The 9106-nt window shown below is 63.9% G+C and carries 7 protein-coding genes; 4 read left to right on the top strand and 3 right to left on the bottom strand.

Translation table 11 applies throughout. The annotated features are described in order from the left end of the window. Nucleotides 1–439: 439 nt before the first annotated feature. A complete protein-coding gene (locus ACVOLL_RS13835; RefSeq protein ID WP_481513418.1) occupies nt 440–1978 on the bottom strand; it encodes a DNA recombination protein RmuC in 1539 nt (512 codons plus the stop codon). Between the two features lie 122 nt (nt 1979–2100). On the opposite strand from ACVOLL_RS13835, the gene ACVOLL_RS13830 reads away from it, so the two are divergent. The 3 genes from ACVOLL_RS13830 (at nt 2101) to ACVOLL_RS13820 (ending at nt 4946) form a co-directional block, all read left to right on the top strand. Next, entirely contained in the window at nt 2101–2646 is a 546-nt protein-coding gene (locus ACVOLL_RS13830; RefSeq protein WP_481513417.1) for a nucleoside 2-deoxyribosyltransferase domain-containing protein, read from the top strand. 18 nt (nt 2647–2664) lie between these two features. Next, complete coding sequence (gene leuE / locus ACVOLL_RS13825; protein ID WP_481513416.1) at nt 2665–3291, top strand: leucine efflux protein LeuE; 627 nt, start codon at nt 2665–2667, stop codon at nt 3289–3291. A 218-nt stretch (nt 3292–3509) separates the two neighbouring features. After that, entirely contained in the window at nt 3510–4946 is a 1437-nt protein-coding gene (locus ACVOLL_RS13820) for an amino acid permease (RefSeq protein ID WP_481513415.1), read from the top strand. A gap of 301 nt (nt 4947–5247) precedes the next feature. On the opposite strand, the gene ACVOLL_RS13815 is transcribed toward ACVOLL_RS13820, so the two are convergent. Together ACVOLL_RS13815 and ACVOLL_RS13810 are read right to left on the bottom strand one after the other, a co-directional pair. Further along, on the bottom strand, nt 5248–6489 hold the full coding sequence (locus ACVOLL_RS13815) for a dipeptidase (protein ID WP_481513414.1): 1242 nt from the start codon (nt 6487–6489) through the stop codon (nt 5248–5250). A gap of 182 nt (nt 6490–6671) precedes the next feature. Then, on the bottom strand, nt 6672–7841 hold the full coding sequence (locus ACVOLL_RS13810; RefSeq protein ID WP_481513413.1) for a class I SAM-dependent rRNA methyltransferase: 1170 nt from the start codon (nt 7839–7841) through the stop codon (nt 6672–6674). A gap of 281 nt (nt 7842–8122) precedes the next feature. Here ACVOLL_RS13810 and ACVOLL_RS13805 point away from each other — a divergent pair, with 281 nt between their 5' ends. Continuing rightward, on the top strand, nt 8123–9082 hold the full coding sequence (locus ACVOLL_RS13805) for a TerC family protein (protein WP_481513420.1): 960 nt from the start codon (nt 8123–8125) through the stop codon (nt 9080–9082). The last annotated feature ends 24 nt before the right edge of the window (nt 9083–9106 follow it).

Here is a 9106-nt window from a genome sequence, read left to right as displayed (position 1 = left end):
GCCGCAGTGCGTGATACCAAACCCTCGTGTTTTTTAGACTCGTCTTGGTCCGCGTGCGGGTGTGGTGCTCGTCGCCCCCCGCCGCGCCTGGCGCCCCGCCCCCCCCCCACTACATGGGCTTGCCGGTTTGTACTGCGGGAGCGGCGTAAGCCGCGAAACCAGCGCTGCATCAGCCAGCGAAAAGCGTACCCCTCCCCAGCCCTCCCCTTCGCTATGCGAAAGGGAGGGAGCAGAAGCGGTAGAGCCGAGCCATGCTCGGCTGAGGCTTTATCGGTGGAGCCTCTTGCCGAGCATGGCTCGGCACTACATGGGTGTTGCCGGCATTTTGTGGAAGCGGCGTGAGCCGCGAAGCCGGTGCTGCATCAGCAGGCGGAGAGCCCCCCTCCCCAGCCCTCCCCTTGCCTGCGGCAAAGGGAGGGAGCTGATGCATGCCTCGGCACTACGCTGTCGGGCTTTCGTCTTCGGCTTCGTCGGCTTCGTCGTCTGTACCCAGCATTGCCTGCGAGGCATCGCTGGACAGCGATTCCACACCGCGCAGCTTGCGCTCGATGGTGCGGGTTTTGCGGCTGGCATCGCCAAGGCTCTTGCCGACGGTATTGATCTGCTTCTCTGCTTTTTCGAGGATGCCGGCGAACTTGCCGAACTCGCTCTTGACCGCGCCCAGCAGGCTCCACACTTCCGAAGAACGTTGTTCGATGGCCAGGGTGCGGAAGCCCATCTGCAGACTGTTCAACAAGGCGGTCACCGTGGTCGGGCCGGCAATCACCACGCGGTGCTCGCGCTGCAAGGCATCCACCAGACCGGCGCGGCGGATCACTTCGGCATACAGGCCTTCGGTCGGCAGGAACATCACCGCGAAGTCGGTACTGTGCGGCGGCACGATGTACTTGTCGCTGATCGACTTGGCCTGGATGCGGATCGCGCGTTCCAGCTGGTTGCCGCTGTTGCGCACCGCCTCCGCATCGCCGGCTTCCTGTGCGTCGAGCAGGCGTTCGTAGTCTTCGCGCGGGAACTTGGAATCGATCGGCAGCCAGACCGGCGACTCGGCATCACCACGGCCGGGCAAGCGCACCGCGAAGTCGACCATCTCGCCGCTGTCGGCGCGCAGCTTCACCCCGCGTGCGTACTGCTCGGCGGTCAGGGTCTGCTCGAGGATGTTGTCCAGCTGCACTTCGCCCCAGCCGCCGCGGTTCTTGACGTTGCTCAACACGCGCTTCAGGTCGCCGACGCCGGTCGCCAACTGCTGCATTTCGCCCAGCCCGCGCTGCACCTGCTCCAGGCGTTCGGAGACCAGCTTGAACGAGGAATCCAGACGCGTATTGAGCGTGCTCTGCAGCTTCTCGTCGACGGTCTGGCGCATCAGTTCGAGCTTGGCGGCGTTGTCGCCCTGCAGGTCCTTCAAGCGTGCTTCCAGGGTCTGCCGCATCTCGGTGATGCGCTGCTCGTTGCGCTGGGTCAGTTCGCCCAGCTTCTGGTTCAGCGTCTCGCCGAAGCGCAGCTGGACCTGCGCGCCTTCCTCGCGGCCCTTGCGGGTTTCCTCGACCAGGCTTTGCTGCAGGCCGGCCAGCTGGCGGGCGAAGGCTTCCATGCGCGCTTCCTGCTGCTGGCCGAACACGTCGAGTTGGCCGCGCACATCCTGCAGGCGCGTGCCCAGCAACTGCGCCAGCAGCTGCTGGGCGTTGGCGGTTTCTTCGCGGCCCTTGCGGGCGTCGTCATTGAGGCTGTCACGCAGCAGGTCCAGGCGCTGGTCGGTGCGTGTGGACAGGTCGGTGAGGTTGCGGCCGAAGCCATCGATGCGGATGTCCTGCTGCCGCGCCATGGTTTCCAACTGTTCGCGCAGTTCGCCACGGCCACTGCGTTGTTCTTCGCGCAGGGTGTTTTCCAGCGCGGTGTTATCATTACGGCGCAGCAACAGCAGCAGCTGCAGCACGAGGACGGCGACCAGCAGGCCGCCAAGGATCAGGGTTTCAGTTTGCATGGGGAGAAGTGTAGCCCTGCCCGTCTCAGAAGCTGATCCTGCAACCAGCCGACCGCTGGCGAAAACTGCCATCGGCGCCTATCTGCGATCATGTGCACCCCCACACCCGCCGTATCCCTGCCATGAAGCCGCTGTCGCTGCTGCTATCGAGTCTGTTGTGCCTGTTGCCGATGGCAGCCTTGGCCAGCGACTCGCAGACCATTACCTCGCCCAACGCCCTGCCCGTCAATGACGCGCGGCCCAAGGTGTTCCTGGCTGGCAGTATCGAGATGGGCAAGGCCGGTGATTGGCAGCAGCAGGTACAGGCCGCGCTGGCCGACCAGGGCGTGCTGATGCTCAACCCGCGCCGCGCCGACTGGAACCCGGCCTGGCGTGCCGAGGCCGATGAGCCGGAGTTCCGTCGCCAGGTGGAATGGGAACTGGCTGCACTGGAACAGGCCGACATCGTGCTGATGTACTTCGCCCCCGGCACCCAGAGCCCGATCACCCTGCTCGAGTTCGGCCTGTATGCGCGTTCGGGCAAGCTGCTGGTGGCGGCGCCAGCGGGTTACTGGCGCAAGGGCAACCTGGACATCACCGGCGACCGCTACGGCGTGCCGCGCTTCGATGACCTGTCCGCGCTGATCGATGCGGTGAAACAACGCATCGCCACCCAGCGCGCGCGCTGATCCCCACGGAGAACCGCCATGCCGTGGATGGGTATCAACGATCTGGGCACCTTCGTGGTGGCCGTGATCCTGTTCCTGATGTTGCCGGGCCCGGGCACCTTCACCCTGCTCACCGCCACCGCCCGCGGCGGCGTGCGTGCCGGCTACGCCACCTTGGGCGGGCTGATGCTGGGCGACCAGATCCTGATCGGCATCGCCGCCACCGGTGTGGCCGCGCTGCTGCAGGCCCATCCGATGCTGTTCGCCGCGCTGCGCTATGTGGGGGCGGCCTACCTGATCTGGGTCGGCATCAACCTGCTGCGTGAACCGACGGCAGCCGCTGGCGAGGCTGCGCCGGTACAGCACGGGCGGCGCTGGTTCCGCCAGGCCTTGCTGGTCGGCCTACTCAATCCGAAGGCGATCCTGTTCTACATGGCCTTCTTCCCGCTGTTCATCGATCCGGTCCGGCAGCGCGGAGCGCTGACCCTGGCGACGATGGCAGTGCTGATCGCCATCCTCAGCATCGTCTGGTGCTCGGTGCTGATCTTCGGCGGCCAGTTCATCGCCCGCCGCCTGGCCGGCTATCCGCGTGTTGGTGTGTGGCTGCGACGCGGAGTCGGCATCTGCCTGGTGGTGTTCGGGCTGCGTCTTGGCATCGCCGAGTGATGCTGCTGCAAAGCCGGCACTGTTCAGTTGCCACAGCGGCGTAAGCTCTGTTGCCGGGCCTGTCGCCCGGCCCGCGCCTGTTATTTTGTGCCGAATTCGGCACGTTGCCATCCATTCGCGGTAAAAGCGCACCAAATGACGGGTTTTTCTAGCTTTGCTGCACTGCGTTAAGCCAAACTCGGCCGCTTCCCCGAACCACCACGAACCGTGAGGTCCGCATGCAATCCTGGCTCCGGCGCAAGCCCATCGACCAACTCACCGAACACGAAGAAGGCCGTCGGCTTATTCCAACGCTGAGCTGGCCCCATCTGGTCGCGCTCGGCATCGGCGCCATCGTCGGCACCGGCATCTACACGCTGATCGGCGTGGGTGCGGACAAGGCCGGCCCTGCGGTGCTGCTGTCCTTCATCATCGCCGGCACCATCTGCGCCTGCGCGGCTCTGGCCTATGCCGAGCTATCGACGATGATGCCGGCTGCCGGCAGCGCCTATACCTACAGCTACAGCGCGTTGGGCGAGACCATCGCCTGGGTGGTGGGCTGGAGCCTGATCCTGGAGTACTCGCTGGTGGTCAGCACGGTGGCGGTCGGCTGGTCCGGCTACTTCGTCGGCTTCCTCGAGTGGCTGCACACCTCGTTCGGCTGGAACGTGGCCTTGCCGCAGGCCTTGGCCGCTGGCCCGCACGTGGAAGGCGGCTTCCTCAACGTGCCGGCCATCGTCATCACCTTCCTGGTCGCCGGCATGCTGATGGTCGGCACCAAGGAGAGCGCCACCCTCAACGCGGTGCTGGTGGTGTTCAAGCTGATCGCGTTGGCGGTGTTCGTCGCAGTTGCGCTGCCGGCCTTCGACAGCGCCAACCTGCAGCCATTCATGCCGTATGGCTTCCCCAAGTCAATCAGCGCCGATGGCGTCGAGCGCGGGGTGATGGCGGCAGCGGCGATCATCTTCTTCGCCTTCTACGGCTTCGACGCGATCTCCACCGCGGCCGAAGAAACCAAGAACCCCAAGCGTGATCTGTCGATCGGCATCATTGGTTCGATGGTTGGCTGCACCATCATCTACCTGCTGGTGGCTTTGGCCGCTGTCGGTGCGATGAGCTACACGGTGTTCGGCAAGAGCGCCGAACCGCTGGCCCTGATCATGCGCGAACTCGGTCACGGCACCGCCGCGCTGGTGATCGGCATCGTCGCCATCATTGCGCTGCCGACCGTGTTGCTGGCGTTCTTCTACGGCCAGAGCCGCATCTTCTTCGTGATGTCGCGTGACGGCTTGCTGCCGCGCAGCCTGTCCAAGGTCAACCAGCGCACCGGTACGCCGGTAACCATCACCCTGTTCACTGCGGTGCTGGTGGCTGCACTGGCCGGTGTTGCACGCCTGGATGAAATCGCCGCGCTGGCCAATGCCGGCACCCTGGCCGCGTTCACCGCGGTCGGCCTGTGTTTGCTGGTGCTGCGCAAGCGCGAGCCGAACCGTCCGCGTACCTTCCGCACGCCGCTGGCGTGGGTGGTCGGGCCGCTGGCGATCGCCGGCTGCATCTACCTGTTCATCAGCCTGCCGATGCGCACCCAGTTGTGGTTCCTGGCTTGGAACGTGTTTGGTTTGCTGGTCTATGCCGTATACAGCCGCCGCAATGCGGTGCTGGGGCGTAGCAAGTAATCCACAGGCTGTTGTGGATAAAACAAAAAGCGGGCTTCGGCCCGTTTTTTGTTTTTGGGGGGGTGTTGGTTCTGCTTGAAGAGCACCCCTCCCCAACCCTCCCCTGCGCTACGCGCAAGGGAGGGGGCAAAGCAGCTCCCTCCCTTTGCCGCAGGCAAGGGGAGGGTTGGGGAGGGGTGCTTCTGCTTTAAGGCTTTGAAGCTCCCCCACCTGTGGAAAACCCACTTATCCCCAACAACGTGTGGATAAAAACAAAGCGGGCCTGAGCCCGCTTCGTCATTCCTGCATCAACAGCGCGCGATCAAGACTTCTTCTGCGCCGCCGCGTAGTCCTGCGCCTGGCGCATCACCCGCAGCACGTTGCCGCTCCAGATGTTGCCGATCTGCGCATCGGTCAAACCACGGCGCTGCATCCAGGCGGTGATCTTGGGCAGGTCGGCGGCGTCTTCCATGCCGGTCACGCCACCGCCGCCATCCCAATCCATGCCGATGCCAACGTGATCCGGGCCGATCACGTCGAGCATGTGGCCGAAGTGCTGGAAGAAATCATCCAGCGTGGCCTTGCGCCGCGGGTATTTCTGGTCGAGCTCGGCCATCGCCTTGCGCAGTTCCACGCCCTTGGCCATGGTCATGTTTTCCCAGCCACCGAGGCGCTTTTCCAGTTCTTCTTCGGCCTGCTTGCGCTCGGCGCTCTTGGTCTCGTCGACCAGATAACCGCCGTAGGCATTGGCCTGGATCACACCGCCCTTTGCGGCCAGCTGACGCAGGCGCGCGTCGTCCAGATTACGCGGGTGGTTGAACACCGCCTTGGCCGAGCTGTGCGAGAGGATGAAGGGCACCGGCATCATCTCGATCAGGTTGTCGAACACCGCATCGGAGGCATGCGACTGGTCGATGACGATGCCCAGCTTCACCGCCTCGTTGACCAGCGCCTTGCCGGCCGGGCTCAAACCTTTCCACTCGGCACCCTTGGGATCGGTGGCCGAGTCGGCAAATTCGTTGTTGGCGAAATGCACCGTCGACATCAATCGCAGGCCGACCTTGTAGTAGTAGCTCAGCAAGGTGGGATCGGCTACCAGCGGGCTGCCGTTCTCCATGCTGATATAGACCACGCGTTTGCCGGCGGCCTTGATCCTTGCGGCATCGTCGGCCGTCAGTGCCAGCTGGAACTTGTCCGGGTTGGCCGCCAGCATTTCGTGGATTTCCTGCATGCGCTGCAGGCCGTGGTCGCGCTCGGCGATATGCGCGGCCGGGCTTCGATCACCCTGGTCGGTATAGATGGCAAAGAAGCCGCCATCCAGCGCGCCCTCGACCATGCGCGGGTAGTCCACCTGCGACAGGGCATTGTGGTCGTGGCGCTGCATGATGTTGAAGTCGGCGCGGCCAAAGTTGGCCGGCGTATCCAGATGCGAATCCAGGGTCAGCAGCTTGTGCTGCAAGGCGCTGGCCTTGCTCAGTTCGGCCTGGCTGAACTCCACCGCCGAGGCTGCCAGTGGAACGCACAACGACAGGGATACCAGCAGGGACAGGGGACGCAGCGTCATGAGGCCTCACCGTGAAAGGAAAGGCCAGACCTTAGCGCTCTAGTGGAGCTGCGGGCCAGTGACTGACGGCATGGAGAGCGCAGCTTTGCTGGTAACGCCTCTGCCGAGCATGGCTCGGCACTACCGGTGCGCCCTCCCTTTGGCGCAGCCAAGGGGAGGGTTGGGGAGGGGTCGCTTTTGCCTCAGTCCAGCACGCGGCAGAACACCGCCTTGAGGTAACGCGATTCCTGCACGTGCGCCATGAACGGGTGGTCCGGGCCGGCGCCGGCAACCTTCAGGATCTGGATGGTGCGGTTGGAATAGAACGCGGCGCGGCGCAGCATGTCGAGGAACTGGTCCTCGGCCACCAGGCCGGTGCAGGAGAAGGTGGCGAACAGGCCGCCGGGCTTGACCACGCCCAAGGCCAGCTTGTTCATGTCCAGGTACTTCTTCAGCGCGGTGATGACCTGATCGCGGTCACGGGTCATCTTGGCCGGATCCAGGATCACCACGTCGTACTGGTCGCCACGGTTGGCCGCATCACGCAGCCACGGGAAGATGTCGGCCTGCACGAAGCGCGGCTTGGCGTTGTTCAAACGCGCATTGCCCTTGGCCAGATGGATCACGTCCTGGTCGATATCCACGCCCAGCACGTCGGCCGCACCGCGCGCTGCGGCATACACCGCGAAGCCACCGGTGTTGCAGCACAGGTCGAGCACGGTCTTGCCTTCGACCTGCTGGCTCAGCCACTCACGGTTCTCGCGCTGGTCGGCGAAGAAACCGGTCTTGTGCGCACCGGCCGGGTCGGCGCGGAACTTGATGCCGTACTCGGTGATCACTGCCGGTTCGGTGGTGGTGTTGCCGTGGAAATCGAAGCTTTCCTGCTTCTGCACGTGTTCGTCGGCGAAGCTGTGGAAGCGGCAGCCCGGGAACAGGTCGCGCAGCGCCTCGTAGATCCACTCGCGGTGACGGAACATGCCGGCAGCGAAGAACTCGACCACCAGCAGGTCGTCATAGCGGTCCACCACCAGGCCGGACAGGCCGTCGCCTTCGCTGTGGACAACGCGCCAGGCATTGGAGGTTGCATCCAGCTTGAGCACGTCGCGGCGCAGCGACACCGCCTGCGCCAGCTTCTGCGCGAACCAGGCCTGGTCCACGGCTACGTCCGGATTGGTTTCCAGGATGCGCACGGCGATGCGCGAGTGGCCGTTGTAGAAGCCGCGGCCAATCCACTCGCCGTCCACGCCGACCACATCGACGATGGTGCCGGACTTGGGCTTGACGGTCGGCTTCTCGACCAGTTTCTGGAAAATCCACGGGTGGCTGGAGCGCCACGCGTTCTTCAGGCGTACGACGGGGAGTGGGGTATTCATGGCGCTATTGTAGCCGCGCACCGCCCCCTGCCTGCAGCGTATTCATTGACTGTAATAGGCACAGCCTGCATTATCCGTCCCTGAAGGGGAGTAGCTCCCAGACGTTGTCGCCGTCAATTCGAGTCGCAAGACTCCGGTGCAACGGCAGTTCCAGCCATTGGAACTGTGAGCAAGACCTTCGCCGCATAGGCGAAGCTCTGTCCCCGGTCTCTTGATTCCGTGTCCAGCTCTTGGCCTTTGTGGTTCCGAGATAATCCACTCACGACCGGAATTTCATCATGATGCAGACAATTGGTAATCCCTGGCTCTGGGGCGGCTTCATTGCCGTCGTCATCGCCGCGCTGTTGGTCGACCTGGTGCTGATGCGCCACGGTGGTCCGCACAAAGTCACCTTCAAGGAGGCCATCTACTGGTCGCTGGGCTGGGTGGCGCTGGCCTTGGCCTTCAATGCCGGCCTTTGGTATTACCTGCACGAAACCGCAGGCTTGGCGGTCGCCAATGAAATCGGCCTGCAGTTCCTGACCGGCTACCTGATCGAAAAGGCGCTGGCAGTCGACAACATATTCGTCTTCCTGCTGATCATGGGCTACTTCGCGGTGCCTGAGACGCAGCGCCAACGTGTGCTGATCATCGGCATCCTTGGTGCGATCGTGCTGCGTACGATCATGATCTTCGCCGGTTCCGTGCTGGTCACCCAGTTCCATTGGCTGCTGTATGTGTTCGGCGCCTTCCTGCTCTACACCGGCTGGAAGATGTGGTTTGCCGCCAGCGAAGAACCCAGCCTGGATAACAACCCGGCGCTGAAGTTCATGCGCAAGCACCTGCGCATCACCCACGAGTACAACGGCAACCGCCTGGTTGCCGAGAAGGACGGCGTGCGTTGGTTCACCCCGATGTTCGTGGTGCTGATCCTGATCGCGGTCACCGACGTGATCTTCGCGGTTGACTCGATCCCGGCCATCTTCGCCATCACCACCGACCCGTTCATCGTGCTGACCTCGAACGTGTTCGCTGTGCTGGGCCTGCGTGCGATGTTCTTCCTGCTGGCCGGCATGGCCGACCGCTTCCACCTGCTGCCCTATGGTTTGGCGATCATCCTGGCCTTCATCGGCACCAAGATGCTGCTGATCGACATCTTCAAGATCCCGGTCCCAGTATCACTGGGTGTTGTGGCCGCGATTCTGGCGGGCACCGTGATCCTGAGCCTGAAGATCCCGCCGAAGGGCGATCACAAGGCCTGATGCACGCGCCATCGGCGGGATTGT

This window comes from Stenotrophomonas sp. STEN035, from assembly GCF_056759935.1.
This window is presented reverse-complemented; position numbering and strand designations above follow the sequence as displayed.

What these genes read in the sequence shown, in the direction of transcription:
- ACVOLL_RS13835 (WP_481513418.1), bottom strand. Translation starts at nt 1,978, where the DNA reads ATGCAAACTGAAACCCTGATCCTTGGCGGCCTGCTGGTCGCCGTCCTC.
- ACVOLL_RS13830 (WP_481513417.1), top strand. Translation starts at nt 2,101, where the DNA reads ATGAAGCCGCTGTCGCTGCTGCTATCGAGTCTGTTGTGCCTGTTGCCG.
- leuE (WP_481513416.1), top strand. Translation starts at nt 2,665, where the DNA reads ATGCCGTGGATGGGTATCAACGATCTGGGCACCTTCGTGGTGGCCGTG.
- ACVOLL_RS13820 (WP_481513415.1), top strand. Translation starts at nt 3,510, where the DNA reads ATGCAATCCTGGCTCCGGCGCAAGCCCATCGACCAACTCACCGAACAC.
- ACVOLL_RS13815 (WP_481513414.1), bottom strand. Translation starts at nt 6,489, where the DNA reads ATGACGCTGCGTCCCCTGTCCCTGCTGGTATCCCTGTCGTTGTGCGTT.
- ACVOLL_RS13810 (WP_481513413.1), bottom strand. Translation starts at nt 7,841, where the DNA reads ATGAATACCCCACTCCCCGTCGTACGCCTGAAGAACGCGTGGCGCTCC.
- ACVOLL_RS13805 (WP_481513420.1), top strand. Translation starts at nt 8,123, where the DNA reads ATGCAGACAATTGGTAATCCCTGGCTCTGGGGCGGCTTCATTGCCGTC.